Origin of the sequence: Mycobacterium sp. DL99, assembly GCF_004762045.1 — a bacterium.
Classification (GTDB): Bacteria; Actinomycetota; Actinomycetes; order Mycobacteriales; family Mycobacteriaceae; genus Mycobacterium.
The window spans coordinates 269696-285797 of record NZ_SJOM01000007.1 but is presented as its reverse complement, the minus strand read 5'-3'; the positions used below and the strand labels follow the sequence as shown (position 1 = coordinate 285797).

The window sequence follows — 16102 nt, the reverse complement described above, 5'->3', positions numbered from 1 at the left end:
CGTCCCCTCAACATGCGGTTGCGACGGCGATGGATTTGGTCTCGAGATGGCCTTCGAGCCCTTCACTGCCCAGCTCCGGGCCTTATCCGCTGTCCTTGACGCCGCCGAACGGTGCGAACGGATCCATTGCGTACCCCTGGTTTACCCCGAAAGTGCCCGTTTGTACACGTTCGGTGATGCTGACGCCGCGGTCGGCATCAGCCGTCCATACCGCCCCGGCCAGGCCTATTTGCGGCGTCGCCGGCCGATGCTCAGCATCCAATCGGGAAACGCCAAGCTATGGATGATCCGTTGGGTCCGGAAGAGCTGGCGCGGAAGCGATGCCGTGTTGTAGGGCAGGTCGTACTTCTCGCACAGTTCCCGCACGCGAACGCTGACCTGTGGGAGGCGGTTGCTCGGCAGGTCGGGGAACAGGTGATGCTCGATCTGGTAGCACAGGTGACCGCCCGAGATCGCCAGCAGCGGGCCCGCGTTGAAGTTTGCGGTCCCGAGCATTTGCCGGAGATACCACTCGCCTTTGGTCTCGTCCTTGACCACCGCCGGGTCGAACGTCTCGGCGCCGTCGGGGATGTGCCCGCAGATGATGTTCACGTACACCCACAGGTTGCGGATCACGTTGGCGGTGAGGTTCGCCGTCAAAGTTCGGCACCACCGGCGTCCGCTCAGCGCGGGCAGGAACACATAGTCCTTGCTCAGCTGGCGGGCGATCTTGCCGAGAAACCTTCGCTTCTCCACCGCCACAGCGTCCGGCGCCTCGTGCCGGAGACGCTCGGAGTGCAGGCCGTGCAGGGCAATACCCCACTCGAACATCGCTGCCAGCACCAAGTTTCGCACCGGAGTCGCCAGGTGGACCCAGCGCCACGGCTGGTCGGTGGTGACCCGATGGAGGCGGTAGCCGATGTCCTCGTCCATGCCGAGCACATTGCTGTACACGTGGTGCCGATAGTTGTGCGAGTACCGCCACTGCGCAGAATGCCCGACCATGTCCCACTCCCAGGTATTGGAGTGGATTTCGGGATCGTTCATCCAATCCCACTGGCCATGGGAGATGTTGTGGCCGAGTTCCATGTTCTCGATGGACTTCGCATATGCCAGCGCGCACGTTCCCACCAACCAACCGGTCTTCGACCGACTGCCGGCGATCACCAGCCGCGACGCGACGTCGAGCACCCGCTGGAAATGGATCACCCGCCGGATATAGGCCGCGTCCTCCGCCCCGAGCGACTCCTCGACGTCTCGGCGGATCACGTCGAGTTCATAGGCGATCTCTTCGACGTCCGCGCTGCTGAGATGCAGGTAGGTGGAGACATCGGCGATCGCCATCAAGGTGTCCTCGGGTGGGTGCAGCGTTGGAGCGGTGGAATCCCGGCCACCGCGAGGGCCAGACCGCAGCCTAAAGGCTCGGGCTTGACGACAGGAAATCGAGGTTCGCCGGACAGGCGAAATGGCGGCGCGGACGTACGGCCCGCGCCCAACTCCCCGCGCCACATGCTGCACACCACGGTGCTCGGCGACGAACCGATCCAATAGGAGCGCGCATAACCTGCACGTTCAATGCGTGCTGGCGGCCGGCCGCACGATGATCTCGTTGACGTCCACCGTCGGGGGTTGCCCGATCGCGAATGCGATGGCATCGGCGATAGCGGAGGCGGGAATGGCCAGGGCGCGGTAGGTACGCATGGCCTCACGGGCCGCCGAGTCTGAGATCGATTCGGCGAGTTCGGATTCGGTAACACCCGGGGAGATCACGCTGACCCTGATGGCCCCGGACTGTTCTTTGCGCAGCCCTTCGGAGATGGCCCAGACCGCGAACTTGGTCGCGGAGTAGACGGCCGCGGTCGGTTCCACTTCGTGGGCGCCGATGGAAGCCACATTGACAATGTGACCGCTGCCCTGGACCTGCATCACGGGCAGCGCCGCGCTGATGCCATGAAGTACACCGCGGATGTTCACATCGATCATCCGGTTCCACTCGTCGACCTTGTTTTCGGCCAGCGCCGACAGCGGCATGACGCCCGCGTTGTTGATCATGACGTCCACGCCGCCGTAGGTGCTGACCGCGCCACCGACGAACTGCTGAACGTCGGCGGCATCGGTGACATCCAGCCGGCGAGACGATGCGGTGCCTCCGGCGGTCTCGATACGCGCGGCCAGGGCGTCGAGCCGTTCGGTGCGGCGGGCGCCCAGGAAGAGCCGGTGACCGTCCTCGGCGAGGCGCAGTGCCGTGGCTTCGCCGATTCCGCTGCTGGCTCCGGTGATCAGGACTGTCTTCGGGTTGTTGGTCATGGTGGTGTTCTCTCGGGTCAGACGGCTTGCTGGGTGGGCAGGATGGTGATTTCGGTGAGGTTGACGTGCCGGGGTACCGAGGCGATGAAGGCGACCGTTTCGGCGACGTCGGCGGCACTGAGCACGTCGATGTCGTTGATGAGGTCGGCCATCAACCGGCTGGCGTCGGGGTCGGTCACATGGTCCGGCAGTTCGGTATCCACCATCCCCGGTTCGATGGTCGAGACGCGCACCATCTTGCGGCCGAGCTCGACGCGCAACAGCCGGGTCAGCTGGCTGATGTACGCCTTGGTCCCGGAGTAGACGGAGAACTTCTCCAGCACGCGGGTCGCCGCGATCGACGACGTGGTGATGAGGTCGGCCGGTTTGCCGTGAGCGGCTGAATCGATCAGCTGCGGGACGAATGCCCCGATGACATTCATGACGCCGGTGATGTTGAGGTCGATCTGACGTTGCCATTCATCGAACCTGACGTCTTCGACGGGCGAGATCAGTTGAACCCCAGCGTTATTGAATACCAGGTCGACCGGGCCGAACTGGTCGGCGATCTGTTGGGCAGCCGCGTTGACCGCCGTGCGATCGGTGACGTCGAGCGGCACCGCGAGTGCGGTGCCCCCGGCGTTCGTGATGCGCGCCGCCAGCGCGTCGAGCTTGTCTGCCCGGCGCGCCGCGATGGCCACCTTGGCGCCCAAAGACGCCAACCGAAATGCGGTGGCTTCGCCGATACCGCTGGAGGCTCCGGTGACGACGGCGACGCGGCCGGACAGCGGGGTGGCGGTGATGACTGTGGACATGTGCTTCGGTCCCTTCGGAAATGCGTGGATGTGTACATCCGAGACAACAGCTCCGAGGGTTGTTGTTGGGGGCACAGGCTGGCCCGAAGTACCGGGGGACAAGTTGGGCCACCATAAAGCACCGCCGACGGGTGCACGGCGCGGCAGACTGCTGATATGAGCGACCGGAGACCCACCGAGCTGGCGGAGTTCCTCAGCGCCCGACGCGCCCAGCTCAGCCCGCAAGATGTCGGCCTGGACGGGCCTGCCCAGCGACGCCGGGTACCGGGTCTGCGCCGCGAGGAGCTGGCCAGGCTCGCCGGCGTCAGTGTCGACTACTACACCCGCCTGGAGCAAGGCCGCAGCCGCAGCGCATCCGCCGATGTGCTCGACGCGTTGGCCGCTGCGCTGCGGCTCAACGACGCCGAACGCCAGCATCTTCATCTGATTGCCAAACCACAACCGGCGCAAAGGAAACGCCGATCGAGGCCACAATCGGTTGACCCGGCGACGCTGCGCCTATTGGAGCTTTTCGACCAGGTGTCATCTCCGGCGTTCGTACTGGGCCGGCGGCTGGATGTGCTGGCGCACAACCGTTTGGCGGGTGCGCTCATCACCGAGTTTCGTGAACTTCCTGCCCCATTGCGCAATCAGGCACGATTCGTGTTCTTCGACCCGCACGCGCGGGAGTTGTATGCGGACTGGGACGAGGTGGCCACCGATACCGTGGCGATGCTGCGCCTGGACGCCGGCCGCTACCCCGATGACGAGAAGCTGTCGGCGCTGGTCGGTGAGCTGTCCATCCGGTCGGTGGAATTCCGCAAGTGGTGGTCGAACCACAACGTGGAACGCCGCACCACCGGGACGAAGGCCTACCACCATCCGCTGGTCGGCGACCTCACCGTCAGATATCAGGCGCTCAATCCATCGGGCGACCCCGATCAGATCCTCATCGTGTACACGACCGAACCCGGATCACCCGACGAGACGTCGCTACGACTACTTGCCAACTGGCACGACGGTGAGCGTCACGTCCAGCCGGCCCCCCACTCAGGTCGGTAACTGCCCGAGCTGCTGCAGGACCGAATACAAGTTGGCTACACCCCAGTGGTCGCTGATCTTGCCGTCACGCACGCGCATGGCGTCGACCGTCTCGAACTGGATGCGCTTGCCGGTAGGGGCGATGCCGAGAAAGTCGCCATCATGGGTGCCGTGGTAGACCTTGTAGGTGGTGACGATGTCGCCGTCAGCGGTTTGCCAGTGGATCTCGGGACGAAAATCGCTGAACGCCCCCCGCAGCCGCTTGTAGAGCACCAGCACCCCGGCCTTGTCGGCAGTGGTGCCGGGTTGCGGCGTGTGGTCGACGAAATCATCGGCGAACAGTTCCTCGAAGAGGACGAAATCGCCTTGGCCCTGAACCTGTTCGGTGTTGCGGCGAACCACCGCCTTGATGGCCTCGGAAGTATCGGGATCGGTCATTGATGGCGGCCTTTCTGTTGCTGCTGATATGGGAAGTGCCCTGCTAGCGTGTTGCTGTGGTGAGAAGGTCAGGGTGGCTCACTAAACGAGAAGCACGGATCTGGCAGTCCTACCGAGATGTTCGGCGGGAGTTGCAGGCGGCGTTCCACCTCCAACTGTCGCGGCAGGAAGGCATCTCGGCGGCCGACTACGCCGTGATGGTGCCGTTGTCGGACGCCCCGGACGGGCAATTGCGGACCAAGGACCTCGGTATCGCCCTGGGATGGGACCGCAGTCGCACCTCGCATCAGGTCACGCGAATGGTCAAGCGGGGCTTGGTTGCTCGCGAACTCTACGCAGACGACGCTCGCGGTTCGATCGTTCGGCTCACACCCGCGGGCAAGGCTGCCATCGAACACGCCGCACCCAACCATGTGGCACTGGTCCGGCGACTGTTCTTCGACCCGATCTCCGACGACGAACTCGACACGTTGGGTGTGGTGCTGGACCGCATGCTGGTGGCGATCCGCCAATACACGACCGACGACACCGACACTGAGCGTCATATCTGACGGTCGCCCGGCCCGATCCGAAGAACGCGTTTGCCGCTCACGTGGCGGGTACCGACATCGCGGTAAGCCTGGCGGACCTGTTCGGTGGTGAGGTCGTAGACCGCCGCGATCGGCACCGTGATGTCGCCCGTCGCGACCAGGCCTGCGAGTTCTGCCCAGATATCCGGAGTGTCGGCCTCCTCCTGGGCTTCGGAATGCACCCCGAACCGCTCGACCGCTTCCTGATCGATGAGCGTGTTGATGCGTTCGGGTTCAACGCCGAGGCCAATGGCAAGCGAGACATTGCCCGACCCGAAAGTGTCGATGAAGCCGTCGACACCGTTGGGGGCCAACTCACGAAGCCGGTCGGGCAATCCCGACCCGTACCGGACGGGCACGATTCCCAGCGAGGACAGGAGGTCGACGTTGGCTTCCCCGCAGGTGCCGATGACCTCGGCGCCACGCAACCTGGCCAACTGGGCTGCGTAGATCCCGACACCGCCGGCCGCGGCGGACACCACCACGGTCTCACCCGGCTGCGGGTTTACCGCGGCGACCGATGCCCATGCCGTGGCACCGGCGCCGGCGATGGTCGCGGCCGCCTCCCAGGACAGCCCGGCAGGTTTGGGCGCGACTCGATCGACACCGAGCCCGACGTATTCGGCCTGCGCCTGCCGCGGCGCGAACCCGATGACCTCGTCACCGACCACGAATTCGTCAACCCCGTCGCCGATCTCGGCGATGAACCCGGCGAAATCGTTGCCCTGCCCTTCGGGGAAGTGGGCCGGCCAGATATCGGCGAACCGGCCCTCGCGAATACCGATCTCACCCGGGTTGGTGGCCGCGGTTACCACAGCCACCACCACCTGCCCCAGACCTGCGGTGGGACGGGGAACCTCGATCACCTCGAGGACATCTGGTCCGCCGTAACGAGCGAACCGCACCGCCCTCATCACAGCCGGCCCGGCTGCGCGTAGCGGTAGAAGAACGGCCCGGACGTGGCCGCCAACGCGCGAGTCAGGCCGGAGCTGTCCTCGAGGAGGCGCGCCCCGGGATCCAACGGGCCCACATACACCGGCTCAAAACCGGCATCGACGCTGAGTTGCTCGGCACAGGACCGGGCGCCGTCATCGGCGGCGTACAGGTTGCTCGGCGCCACCCGCTGCTCGCCGATCCGATCGTAGAGACTGGCGAAATTGGTCGAAAACGCCTTGGCGGTCGGACCACCGATGATCGACTGAATCTGATGCGACAACGACGGAAAGTCGCCGTGACGGTCGGTGTAGATGTTGCACGCATCGATGGTGAGTTGACCCGCCAGCCCGGCCACCGCACCCAGAGCCTCCGAAATCTGGGCTGCCGCAACCGCAACCACAACGACATCGGCATCGGCGGCATCGCCACCTTCCCGCCCGAAGGCGCGCACCTGGTGGCCGTGGGCACTCCACAACCGGGCCAGTCCCCCACCCACGTGCCCTCTGCCGATCACGGCGATCTCCACGGAATCGACAATACCCAGACTTCGCAAGATTGGTGACGTATCAGCAAAATGTTGCGCGTTGGCCTCTCCGTGGGCAGATACCGTGCTCAGTGACTTCTCGCGCGTCCGCACACTCCTGCGAGGACTCAGCCCATCGATGCCCCGTCAACCACCCTGATGATCGTCTTGCCCGCGACGCGTTGTGCCGGATCGAATGCTGACACCGCATCCGCGAGCGGAACTACCGCACCGACGGACGGCCGCAGTCGGCCCTTGCGGAGCTTGCGCTCCAGCGCGGCGAGTTGCGTGCGGTCGGGCTCGACGACGAAGAAGACCGCTCGAGCGTCGGCCGGCTGAACCCGCGGCGGTTCCGCGATGGTGACCAGGGTGCCGCCCGGCCGCACCAACTGCGCCGAGCGATCCAGGATCTCACCGCCGATGACGTCGAAGACCACGTCGACCTGGCCGACCTCCTCTGGCCACCCTCGCTCGAGATCCACGAACACGTCGGCACCCAGATCGAGCGCGACGTCCCGCTGCGCAGATCGCCCACTACCGATCACTCGGGCTCCGCATGCGCGCGCCAACTGCGCCGCGATCGATCCGACAGCGCCCGCGACACCGTGGATCAGCACGGTCTGCCCGGTCGCGAGGTGTCCGTGGTCGAACAATCCCTGCCAGGCCGTCAGGCCCGAGATCGGAAGTGCCGCCGCGACAGTGTGGTCGACATCGGCCGACAGCGGGACGAGATTGCGCGCCTCGACCGCGACATACTCGGCCAGCGTGCCGTTGCGGGCCCAGTCGGTGATCCCGAACACCCTCTGACCTATCGTCAGACCCGTTGTGCCATAGCCAAGTTCGACGACAGTTCCCGATACTTCGTGACCCGGGATGGTCGGCGTCCTGTCACGGCCGGCGCGATCCGTCCACGTCCCCGGCCAGTCAAGCTCGCCCGGGGTGAACGCCGCCGCGTGCACCCGGACGATAACGTCATTCTCGGCCGCGTGCGGATACGACACCTCGGACAGCGACAGTCCGGCGAACCCCGCCGCACGGTCGCTTGCAATCACAGCTTGCACGGTTGTCTCCTTTTCTCGGTCAACGACTCTTGGTTTGACGCGCGCTCGGGTGACGAAGATGGTCTCGGGCCTTGATCTCGTCGCGATCCAGCATGGTGATCATCTCGACGCCTGGCGCACAGATACTGACCGCCAGGAACACGCTGCGGTTGTGCTGCTCCAGATTCGCGACCTGATAGTGGACCACATCCCCGCCCGGTTCCCAAAATGGTTCGCCTGCAACAATTTTCCTGGGCGCCTCACCGTCCAGCTCGAACAGGATCGAACCCTCCAGGACGTAACCGAAAACCGGTCCGGAGCGGCGGTGCGGTTGCACCCCCTCGTCGGCGGGTGGGATCTCGACGATCTGCGTCATCGCATGTGCGCCATCGGGAATCCATGGCGGGGTGACGCACAGAAGATCGGTGACTGACGTTGCCTGCAGCCAGCATTGTTCATTTCCTTCGTTCGAACCATCGCCCTTCAATCAGACCAACGCAGGCCCATCAAGTCCAACGAACAATATTGATCATCTCTATCGCGAAACGCGATACTGCGACGATGGACCCGCCAAGTGGTCCAGACCGCACGGCTGGCCAAGGACGCGGTCAGCGCGTACCACGGGGAACTGACGGGCACAGTCGATCTCGGCTCACTGATCTCGTTCGGCACGCTCGACGTGCCGAAGGTACTCGGCGACTTCCACCGCGATTATCCGCTCGTCCGCATCAGGTTGCGGCAGAGCCAAATTGGTTCTGTGGCTTATCTTTCGGCGATCGCAGACGGATCGCTCGATCTGGCTCTGATATCAGCCCCCGACCGGTTCCCCGCCCGGGTTGAGATGCAATTGCTGTGTCAGGAGCCGATGGTGTTCGTCTGCCGCACCGATCATCCCCTCGCCCACCGCAACGCCGTCGAGGTCACCGAGCTCTGCGATGAGGACCTGATCGGCTTCCCGTCCGAGTTCGGGCTCAGACGTCTCGTCGATGCCGCGTTCGCTGCCGCAGGCGTGGCGGCGCGCGTGTCCCACGAGGTGGCCCTCGAGTATTCGATCGCCGGGCGCCTGGTCCGACACGGGCTGGGCACCATCGTCATGCCGGCCAGTGAAGCGGCCCACTATCCGGACCTGCGCGCCATCGAAATGCGACCGGCAATCGTGTGGGAGATCTACCTTGCTTCGGCCGAGCAGTCGCGGCTCGGACCCGCCAGCGCCAAGCTGGCGGAGTTTCTCCTCGCCGCCGCGCAGCCTGGTCAGCGCACGAGGTCACGCTAGTGTGGCGGGTCTGGCTTCCCCATCAATCCCGGTGCGGCTCGAGCAAGGCTGCTTGACCGGCACTGACGCGATCCTTCGACAGCCACTCGCGGGTTGAGTCGTGCGCTCTACGGACAAGTTCAGCGGAATGCGAGAAGTCGATCGGTGATATCCGTACCGGGCACAGGGGTGGGACGACCCGGATGTCGACGATGCCTTCGAAGCGCTCGATGTCGCTGGCCAGACGCTGATTGATTGCCAGGGTCAGGGCTTGCATCCCTATCGCCAATGCACCTCTTGGCGATTCGGGCATCGCGCATGAGTAGCCGGTCGGGAGAACCCAGACGGTGTCGGCGCCCAATGCGACCGCGTGTGACAGCGGAGTGTTGTTGACGACCCCACCATCGAAGAGGTCGCGGCCGTCGATCCGCACCGGCGGCAGAACGCCGGGAATCGCGGCGCTGGCCGCGATGGCGTCGATCGCACTTCCGGAGGACAGTAGGACGTCCTGTCCTGACAGGACGTCGGTTGCCACCACATGCAGGGGTATCGGGGCGTCTTCCAGCCGGCGAAAACCCAAGTTGTCCTTGATCAGCCGCCGCAGCCCGGTGTCGGGTACCAGATTCCGTCCCCGCCCGAGAAATGCCAGGAACCCCACTGGCAGGCTCGTCGGGAACACCTCGTTGCGTGTCAGGGACCGCCACACTTCCGCGAGTCGTCTGATGCCGGCCACATCAGGCCAGGAGGCTATCCAGCCGCCGTTCAGTGCGCCGACCGAGGTGCCGACGATCAGCTCCGGCCTAACACCAGCCTCAGCCAATCCCAGCAACATGCCGACCTGAATCGACCCGAGGCTGCCACCACCGGAAAGCACGAACGCCGTTGTCATGATCGGTGTCCCTTCAACCGAACGCCTGGTGCCGTGCCAACACAGCCCCGAACGGATTATCCGACCCACGGGGGTCGTTGAGTGGGGAGTTCGTTGGCATTGCAGGCACGCCGGCGGAGCCAGTCACCGCGGGCAATTCCAGCATCGGCCTCTACTCAGCGCCGATCAGCCGGTCAGCTGCTCGGAGACCCGCCAGAGCCGATCGGCATTCTCCGGGTCGAGGGCGTACGGAGCCACGCCGCCGGTGTGGGTGCCGCGTTCGGTGACTTGCGGCGCCTCCGCACAGTCCTCGTAGTAGCGGCCGGTCACGCCCTCGACGTCAGGACTGGCCGCCAGGTACACAGTGGTGGCCGCACCTTGCTCGATCGTCTTCACCGGCGGCAGTGCAAGCACCGTCTCCCGCCCCAAGTTGGCGAGGTCGTCGGCGCCCATGTGGCGGGCGAGCGCAGTGGTGGCGATGTTTCCGGGCATCAGCGCATTCGCGACGATCCCGTCGGCGGCCCAGCGCTGCGCGGCGCCGACCGCGAACAACACATTGGCCGATTTCGACTGCCCGTACGACGTCCATTGATCGTAGGGACGGAACCGGTAGTGCAGATCGTCGAACACGACCGGTGAGAACAGATGACCGATCGATGCGACCGACACCACCCGGGCACCGCCGGCCGCCGCGAGCGACCGGTATAGCCCCGTGGCGAGCGTGAAATGACCGAGATGGTTGGTGGCGAACTGCATTTCGTAGCCATCTGCTGTCAAGGTGAGTTGCGGCAGCGCCATCACGCCCGCGTTGTTGACCAATATGTGCAACGGCCCACTCCACGCCTGAACAAACGCGGACACCGAACCCGGGTCGGCCAGATCGAGTGGTGCGACGTGCACTTCGCCTGCGCCCACGGGCAGATCCCGCGCGAGCTGGTCCGCAACGGAATGTCCGGCATCGACATTGCGAACCGCCAGCGTCACCTCGGCACCCGTGGACGCCAGCGCGCGGGCGGTCTCGATCCCGATTCCCGAACTGGCACCGGTCACCACGGCCCGCTTCGACCGCAGATCGACACCCCGCACAATCTCGGCGGCCGTGGTCTCGGCACCGTACGCGCGCTCCGGCATGGCGTGCCCCATTTCTTCGGTCAACGGCGATACCACCACGATCCGCCCGCACGCGCCGGATATCCAGACCCTCCTCCGACGGAGGGCCTCCGACTGCTAGCGAGTGTGGCGAGCTGAGCGGGGTCGGTCGTTCCAGCCGGCCGCGCTCACGGCATCCAGCCAGGTGACCGGGCGTGCTTCCGGGTAGACGATGGCATGCAGGTGGGCCGGAAAAGTCAAGGGCGGCCCTTTCAGTGGGTTCGCCTCGATCTGTCCTGCGATGGCCTCGGCGAGCGTATGGCCGAGGTCGTAGCGGGGCCATTTCGCGTGCACCGCTTCAGCGAAATCCACTGATATCAAATGCTTGTCAGTCCCGATAATGTCCGCTGCGATACCCATCTGGGCGACGCCGTGAACGGCACCGAACCGGTGCGCCAGGCCGGCGCTGGTGTGCAGCGCGATCGCCTGCCAAGCAGTCGTGACGCGCGCTTCCGGGAGGCCGTGGTCCCGAAGGAAGCGGGCCGCCGCGTCGGCACCGTCTACTTCGAAACGCTGGTCCCCGTTGGCATACTCGGTGACGCCGAGATCGTGCAACATACAACTGAGGAACACCAGTTCGTCGTCATAGTCGACGCCGGGCCGCAAACCCTTGGCCTTGGCGACTTCGCGGCCGAAAAGGTAGCTCCTCAAACAGTGGTTGGCCACGAATTCCGGCGATACCTCGAAGACGAACCGTTGTGCAGCGCTGGCGATCTCCGATCCCGGCAGGTCGAGGCGCTCAATCAGATCAGATGACATGCCATTCTCCCGACGCTGGTCCTGAAATTGCCGAAGACACCGATACGCAATGCCCTGCCACAACACTGCAGCAATCTGAGGTGCCGACAACAGTGGCCAGATAGCCATATATCGCTAAGATCTAGCCACAATGATCGTCGCGGTGCTGGCGTTGGACCAGGTCATGGGCTACGAACTGATGATCCCTGGCCTGGTCTTCGGCGTGGCCAATGCGGCTGCGGCGGAACGAGCAGCAGTGTCCGGCGAGGATGCCCCGGAGTGCCCACCTGAATACGAGGTACGGGTGTGCGGGCAGCGCGCCTTCATCAGCACCGTGGCCGACTTGGGCCAGGTCGAGATCCGCACCCCGTATGGGCTGGATGCACTGACGAACGCCGACCTCGTCATCGTGCCGGGGACACATCGCTTTCTGGAACCTCCTGAACCGCAGGCTGTTTCCGCGATACGCGCCGCGGCCGGCAATGGCGCGCGGGTCGCGTCGATGTGCGTCGGCGCCTTCACGCTCGCAGCAACCGGACTGTTGGACCACAGGCGAGCGACCACGCACTGGCAGTGGGCCGACGAGTTCGCCGCGCGGTATCCCGCTGTTGACGTCGACGCTAACGTGCTGTTCGTCGACGAGGGTCCCGTCCTGACATCGGCCGGCGTCGCATCAGGCCTGGACCTGTGCCTGCACCTCATCCGCCAGCATGCCGGCGCCGACCTGGCGGCGCGCACCGCCCGTCGCGTGGTGATACCCGCATGGCGCGACGGCGGCCAGGCACAGTACATCGAGCACGCCAGCCCCGCCGACCCCAACCACCCGCTTCAGCCGACGATCACCTGGATGGAGGAGAACGCGCTGTCCCCACTGGACCTGCACGCGATCGCCACCCACGCAACGGTCAGTGTTCGGACCCTCAACCGCCAGTTCCGCGACCATTTCGGGACAACACCGTTGGCGTTGCTGACCAGGATGCGGGTGGACCGGGCCCGCCGCCTGCTGGAATCCACCGGGATGACCGTCGACCGGGTCGCCGACCAGTCGGGGTTCGGGTCCTACGCCTCGCTGCGCTATCACTTCCAGCGCGCGGTCGGTGTTTCACCACAGACATACCGGCAGAGCTACGCCGCACGGCACTGACTTGTTGCCACCAGCACCCCGGCGAACCCCAGGCCGAAACGAGTTCAGACACCGACCGTGCCGTCGATGCGTTCTCGGATCAAGTCGGCATGCCCACAATGGCGCGCGTACTCGGCAATCATGTGGGTGTAGATCCAGCGCAAACTCACCGCACCGTCCATGAACGGGCTTGTCTCATCAAGGGCACGTGCCGCGCAATTGGCGCGGGCGCACCTGATTTCTTCCTGCCAGATCTCCGCACCCCGCCGATGCTGCCACCACACCCCGACACCCACGAAACGGGTGGTCTGGTCGCGGGCTCAGCGCACAACGGCGGTGCGGTGCAGTGTGGCGATGCTGTCGGCGTCATACCCGAGTTCGGCGAGAACATCGTCAGTGTGCTCGCCGAGTAGCGGCGATCCTGTGATCTCCGGTGAGAACGTCGAGAATTTGATGGGGCTGCCGACGGTGAGGTAGATCCCGCGTTCCTTGTGTGCCACCTCGACGACACTGCCGCCCTCGCGAAGGGCTGGGTCACGCGCGATCTCGTACATGCTCAGCACGGGCGCACACGGCACCTCGTACTCGCGCAAGATGGCGACGGCCTCATATTTGGTCTTGTCTGCGAGCCACTGCTCGATCTCGTCGAAGATCTCGAACATGTGGGATTCCCGGGCCTGAGCGGTGCAGTACGCCGGGTCCCCAATCCACTCCGGCCGCCCGACCGCCTGACACGTGCGCTCCCAGTTCTGCTCCTGGATGGTGAAGTAGATGTAGGCGTTGGGATCCGCCTCCCATCCCTTGCACTTGAGCACCCAGCCGGGTTGGCCGCCCCCGCCGGCGTTGCCGCCCCGCGGTACTGCTTCGTCGAATGTGCCGTTCGGATACTGCGGATACTCCTCCAGATACCCCACGCGCTCCAGGCGCTGTTGATCACGCAGCTTCACCCGACACAAGTTGAGCACCGCATCCTGCATCGATACCGAGACCTTTTGCCCCACACCGGTCTTCTCACGGGCGATGAGCGCGGTGAGTATCCCGATGAGTAAGTGCATTCCAGTGTTGCTGTCCCCGATGGCAGCGGCGCTGACCGTCGGCGGACCGTCCCCGAAACCCGTCGTCGACGCCGCACCGCCTGCACATTGCGCGACGTTCTCATACACCTTGAGATCAGCCCACGGTGATTGCTCGCTGAATCCTTTGACAGAGCCGAAAACCAGCCGTGGGTTGACTTCGTGCATGTGCTCCCAGCTCAGGCCCATCCGGTCCATCGCACCCGGGGCGAAGTTCTCCACGAGCACGTCTGCACCGCGAATGAGCTTGTCCATCACTTCCCGGCCCTCAGAGGTCTTGGTGTCGATCGCCAAGGAACGCTTGTTGCTGTTGAGCATCGTGAAGTACAGCGCGTCGACATCGGGGATGTCGCGCAACTGGTGTCGTGTGATGTCACCGCCCGCCAGGCGCTCCACCTTCAGAACGTCGGCGCCGAACCACGCCAGCATCTGCGTGCACGCCGGACCGGCCTGCACACCGGTGAAGTCGATGACCTTGATTCCTGCGAGCGGGAGAGTTGTGTCGGTCATGATCTTGCCTTTCAGGTTGGAATCGGGCGTCTCAGCGCCCGGCGACCTTCGGATTCAGGTGGGTGAGGTGACCGCTTTCAGTGCCTGCGGCGGGGTCGATGACGCAGTCGATCAGCGCGGGGCGACCCGAGGCCAACGCCTCGGCGAGCGCAGCCGTGAGCTCGGCAGGCGTGGTAACGGAATACCCTGTGCCGCCGAATGCTTCGATCAGAAGCTCATGTCGGGCAGTCGGCGTCAAGGCCGTCGGCGCCGGATCGCTCGATGAGGTGTTGACATCATCGCCCTTGTAGACGCCGCCGTTGTTGAACACGACCACCACGATCGGCAGCCCATACCGGCAGATGGTTTCAAGCTCCATGCCGGAAAACCCGAGGGCGCTGTCACCTTCGATGGCCACGACCGGACTCCCGGTTTCGACGGCCGCCCCGATGGCGTAGCCCATGCCGATCCCCATGACTCCCCAGGTGCCGCTGTCCAGGCGGTGACGCGGCACCTGCATGTCGATCACGTTGCGCGCGAGGTCCAATGTGTTCGCGCCTTCGTTGACGACATAGGCCTGGGGGTATGCGCGCAACACGCAGCGGATTGCACGAAGCGCACCATAGAACTGCATTGGATGCGGATCCGCCGACAACCGCGCCGACATCTTCGCCGCGTTCTGGTCCGACCGGGCACGCAACTCGTCACGCCACGGCGTCGGGACCGTGAGGCAGTCGTCGTTGCGTGTCACCAACGCGTCCATCACCGAACCGACGTCACCGACCAACGGCGCTGCGATCGGCTGGTTGCTGTCGAGCTCGGTGGCCTCGATGTCCACCTGGATGAACTTCGCGTCGGGGTTCCACTGCGGCGCCTCGCCGTGACCGAGCAGCCAATTCAGCCGGGCTCCCACCAACATGACGACGTCAGCTTCACGTAAGGCCAGAGAACGAGCTGCAGCGACCGCTTGGGGGTGGTCGTCGGGCAACAGACCCTTGGCCATCGACATCGGTAAGAACGGCAGTCCGGTGCGCTCGATGAATCGCCGAATCTGCTTGTCGGCCTGCGCATATGCGGCCCCCTTGCCCAACACGACCAGCGGTCGCCTTGCGCCGGCCAACAGGAGCAGAGCCCGATCGACTGCCTCCGGTGCGGGCAGTTGCCGCGGTGCCGGGTCAACGATCCGCCAGAGCGATGCCGCACCGTGCCGGGCGTCGATGACTTCACCGAGCACTGCGGCCGGGATGTCCAGATAGACGCCCCCGGGCCGGCCCGACACCGCTGTCCGTATCGCCCGCGCGATGCCACGACCGATGTCTTCGGCTCGATCCACCCGATAGGCGGCCTTCGCGAACCGCTCGGCCGCGGCCATCTGGTCGATCTCCTCGTAGTCCCCTCGTTTGAGATCAACCAAGTGACGCTCACTGGATCCCGAAATCTGCACGACGGGAAAGCAGTTCGTCGTTGCGTTGGCCAGCGCGACCAGACCGTTGAGGAACCCCGGTCCGGATACGGTCAGGCACACGCCAGGCCGACCGGTGATGAATCCTGTGGCCGATGCCGCGTGGACGGCATCGCTTTCGTGGCGGAATCCGATGTAGCGCAGGCCTGACGCTTGTGCGATGCGGGCCAGATCAGTGATCGGGATACCGACCAGCCCGTAGACGGTCCGAACGTCGTTGAGCTTCAGTGCATCGACGACCAGATGGCAGCCATCGGTGCGGTCCTGGTGAACGAGTGGCCGGGTATCGACGGCATCGCGTGAATGCGTGAGTGTCATGCTGATATCTCCTCGTGTGGACGC

The 16102-nt window shown here is 64.9% G+C and carries 16 protein-coding genes and 3 pseudogenes; 4 read left to right on the top strand and 15 right to left on the bottom strand.

Annotated features, from left to right (window positions below; translation table 11 throughout):
* Positions 1–7 precede the first annotated feature (7 nt).
* The 4 genes and pseudogenes from EYZ64_RS01580 to EYZ64_RS01565 form a co-directional block, all read right to left on the bottom strand.
* Positions 8–226: pseudogene (locus EYZ64_RS01580) on the bottom strand (aldehyde dehydrogenase family protein); the annotation flags it as partial.
* Complete coding sequence (locus EYZ64_RS01575) at positions 226–1323, bottom strand: fatty acid desaturase family protein (protein WP_135451570.1); 1098 nt, start codon at positions 1321–1323, stop codon at positions 226–228. The pseudogene EYZ64_RS01580 and the gene EYZ64_RS01575, both read right to left, overlap by 1 nt.
* A gap of 228 nt (positions 1324–1551) precedes the next feature.
* Complete coding sequence (locus tag EYZ64_RS01570; protein WP_135451569.1) at positions 1552–2286, bottom strand: SDR family oxidoreductase; 735 nt, start codon at positions 2284–2286, stop codon at positions 1552–1554.
* Positions 2287–2303: 17 nt separating this feature from the next.
* Positions 2304–3080 (bottom strand): SDR family oxidoreductase, encoded by a 777-nt coding sequence (locus EYZ64_RS01565; protein WP_135451568.1) that lies wholly within the window; start codon positions 3078–3080, stop codon positions 2304–2306.
* A 156-nt stretch (positions 3081–3236) separates the two neighbouring features.
* Here EYZ64_RS01565 and EYZ64_RS01560 point away from each other — a divergent pair, with 156 nt between their 5' ends.
* Positions 3237–4121, top strand: coding sequence for a helix-turn-helix domain-containing protein (locus EYZ64_RS01560; protein ID WP_135451567.1), 885 nt, complete (start codon positions 3237–3239; stop codon positions 4119–4121).
* Here EYZ64_RS01560 and EYZ64_RS01555 read toward each other — a convergent pair.
* The gene (locus EYZ64_RS01555) at positions 4110–4538 is read right to left on the bottom strand and encodes an ester cyclase (protein WP_135451566.1); all 429 of its coding nucleotides are present in this window, start codon (positions 4536–4538) and stop codon (positions 4110–4112) included. The two genes, EYZ64_RS01560 and EYZ64_RS01555, sit on opposite strands and share 12 nt — an antisense overlap.
* Before the next feature lie 56 nt (positions 4539–4594).
* On the opposite strand from EYZ64_RS01555, the gene EYZ64_RS01550 reads away from it, so the two are divergent.
* On the top strand, positions 4595–5089 hold the full coding sequence (locus EYZ64_RS01550; RefSeq protein ID WP_286174558.1) for a MarR family winged helix-turn-helix transcriptional regulator: 495 nt from the start codon (positions 4595–4597) through the stop codon (positions 5087–5089).
* On the opposite strand, the gene EYZ64_RS01545 is transcribed toward EYZ64_RS01550, so the two are convergent.
* From EYZ64_RS01545 to EYZ64_RS01530, 4 genes are all read right to left on the bottom strand, one after another.
* Entirely contained in the window at positions 5080–6021 is a 942-nt protein-coding gene (locus tag EYZ64_RS01545; protein WP_135451565.1) for an NADP-dependent oxidoreductase, read from the bottom strand. The two genes, EYZ64_RS01550 and EYZ64_RS01545, sit on opposite strands and share 10 nt — an antisense overlap.
* The gene (locus tag EYZ64_RS01540; protein ID WP_135451564.1) at positions 6021–6569 is read right to left on the bottom strand and encodes an NAD(P)-binding domain-containing protein; all 549 of its coding nucleotides are present in this window, start codon (positions 6567–6569) and stop codon (positions 6021–6023) included. The genes EYZ64_RS01545 and EYZ64_RS01540 overlap by 1 nt, the downstream gene beginning before the upstream one ends.
* A gap of 125 nt (positions 6570–6694) precedes the next feature.
* The gene (locus tag EYZ64_RS01535) at positions 6695–7627 is read right to left on the bottom strand and encodes an NADP-dependent oxidoreductase (RefSeq protein WP_210115444.1); all 933 of its coding nucleotides are present in this window, start codon (positions 7625–7627) and stop codon (positions 6695–6697) included.
* A 19-nt stretch (positions 7628–7646) separates the two neighbouring features.
* Positions 7647–7982, bottom strand: coding sequence for a cupin domain-containing protein (locus tag EYZ64_RS01530; RefSeq protein WP_502702921.1), 336 nt, complete (start codon positions 7980–7982; stop codon positions 7647–7649).
* A gap of 198 nt (positions 7983–8180) precedes the next feature.
* Here EYZ64_RS01530 and EYZ64_RS01525 point away from each other — a divergent pair.
* Positions 8181–8879, top strand: a pseudogene (locus EYZ64_RS01525) (LysR substrate-binding domain-containing protein); the annotation flags it as partial.
* Between the two features lie 22 nt (positions 8880–8901).
* Here EYZ64_RS01525 and EYZ64_RS01520 read toward each other — a convergent pair.
* The 3 genes from EYZ64_RS01520 to EYZ64_RS01510 all read right to left on the bottom strand — a co-directional run bounded on the left by EYZ64_RS01520 (position 8902) and on the right by EYZ64_RS01510 (position 11634).
* Positions 8902–9747 carry a patatin-like phospholipase family protein gene (locus EYZ64_RS01520; RefSeq protein WP_135451562.1) on the bottom strand — a complete coding sequence of 282 codons (846 nt, stop codon included), beginning with the start codon at positions 9745–9747 and terminating at the stop codon, positions 8902–8904.
* Between the two features lie 165 nt (positions 9748–9912).
* Positions 9913–10857 (bottom strand): SDR family NAD(P)-dependent oxidoreductase, encoded by a 945-nt coding sequence (locus EYZ64_RS01515; RefSeq protein ID WP_135451561.1) that lies wholly within the window; start codon positions 10855–10857, stop codon positions 9913–9915.
* Between the two features lie 96 nt (positions 10858–10953).
* Positions 10954–11634 carry an HD domain-containing protein gene (locus tag EYZ64_RS01510; RefSeq protein WP_135451560.1) on the bottom strand — a complete coding sequence of 227 codons (681 nt, stop codon included), beginning with the start codon at positions 11632–11634 and terminating at the stop codon, positions 10954–10956.
* 130 nt (positions 11635–11764) lie between these two features.
* Here EYZ64_RS01510 and EYZ64_RS01505 point away from each other — a divergent pair, with 130 nt between their 5' ends.
* Positions 11765–12757, top strand: a complete 993-nt coding sequence (locus EYZ64_RS01505) for a GlxA family transcriptional regulator (RefSeq protein WP_135451559.1) — start codon at positions 11765–11767, stop codon at positions 12755–12757.
* Between the two features lie 44 nt (positions 12758–12801).
* Here EYZ64_RS01505 and EYZ64_RS01500 read toward each other — a convergent pair.
* From EYZ64_RS01500 to oxc, 3 genes and pseudogenes are all read right to left on the bottom strand, one after another.
* A pseudogene (locus EYZ64_RS01500) lies at positions 12802–12993 on the bottom strand (mycothiol transferase); the annotation flags it as partial.
* Positions 12994–13056: 63 nt separating this feature from the next.
* A complete protein-coding gene (frc, locus tag EYZ64_RS01495) occupies positions 13057–14319 on the bottom strand; it encodes a formyl-CoA transferase (RefSeq protein ID WP_135451558.1) in 1263 nt (420 codons plus the stop codon).
* 31 nt (positions 14320–14350) lie between these two features.
* A complete protein-coding gene (gene oxc, locus EYZ64_RS01490) occupies positions 14351–16078 on the bottom strand; it encodes an oxalyl-CoA decarboxylase (RefSeq protein ID WP_135451557.1) in 1728 nt (575 codons plus the stop codon).
* Positions 16079–16102: the final 24 nt, after the last annotated feature.

What these genes read in the sequence shown, in the direction of transcription:
- EYZ64_RS01575 (WP_135451570.1), bottom strand. Translation starts at nt 1,323, where the DNA reads ATGGCGATCGCCGATGTCTCCACCTACCTGCATCTCAGCAGCGCGGAC.
- EYZ64_RS01570 (WP_135451569.1), bottom strand. Translation starts at nt 2,286, where the DNA reads ATGACCAACAACCCGAAGACAGTCCTGATCACCGGAGCCAGCAGCGGA.
- EYZ64_RS01565 (WP_135451568.1), bottom strand. Translation starts at nt 3,080, where the DNA reads ATGTCCACAGTCATCACCGCCACCCCGCTGTCCGGCCGCGTCGCCGTC.
- EYZ64_RS01560 (WP_135451567.1), top strand. Translation starts at nt 3,237, where the DNA reads ATGAGCGACCGGAGACCCACCGAGCTGGCGGAGTTCCTCAGCGCCCGA.
- EYZ64_RS01555 (WP_135451566.1), bottom strand. Translation starts at nt 4,538, where the DNA reads ATGACCGATCCCGATACTTCCGAGGCCATCAAGGCGGTGGTTCGCCGC.
- EYZ64_RS01545 (WP_135451565.1), bottom strand. Translation starts at nt 6,021, where the DNA reads ATGAGGGCGGTGCGGTTCGCTCGTTACGGCGGACCAGATGTCCTCGAG.
- EYZ64_RS01530 (WP_502702921.1), bottom strand. Translation starts at nt 7,982, where the DNA reads ATGACGCAGATCGTCGAGATCCCACCCGCCGACGAGGGGGTGCAACCG.
- EYZ64_RS01520 (WP_135451562.1), bottom strand. Translation starts at nt 9,747, where the DNA reads ATGACAACGGCGTTCGTGCTTTCCGGTGGTGGCAGCCTCGGGTCGATT.
- EYZ64_RS01515 (WP_135451561.1), bottom strand. Translation starts at nt 10,857, where the DNA reads ATGCCGGAGCGCGCGTACGGTGCCGAGACCACGGCCGCCGAGATTGTG.
- EYZ64_RS01510 (WP_135451560.1), bottom strand. Translation starts at nt 11,634, where the DNA reads ATGTCATCTGATCTGATTGAGCGCCTCGACCTGCCGGGATCGGAGATC.
- EYZ64_RS01505 (WP_135451559.1), top strand. Translation starts at nt 11,765, where the DNA reads ATGATCGTCGCGGTGCTGGCGTTGGACCAGGTCATGGGCTACGAACTG.
- frc (WP_135451558.1), bottom strand. Translation starts at nt 14,319, where the DNA reads ATGACCGACACAACTCTCCCGCTCGCAGGAATCAAGGTCATCGACTTC.
- oxc (WP_135451557.1), bottom strand. Translation starts at nt 16,078, where the DNA reads ATGACACTCACGCATTCACGCGATGCCGTCGATACCCGGCCACTCGTT.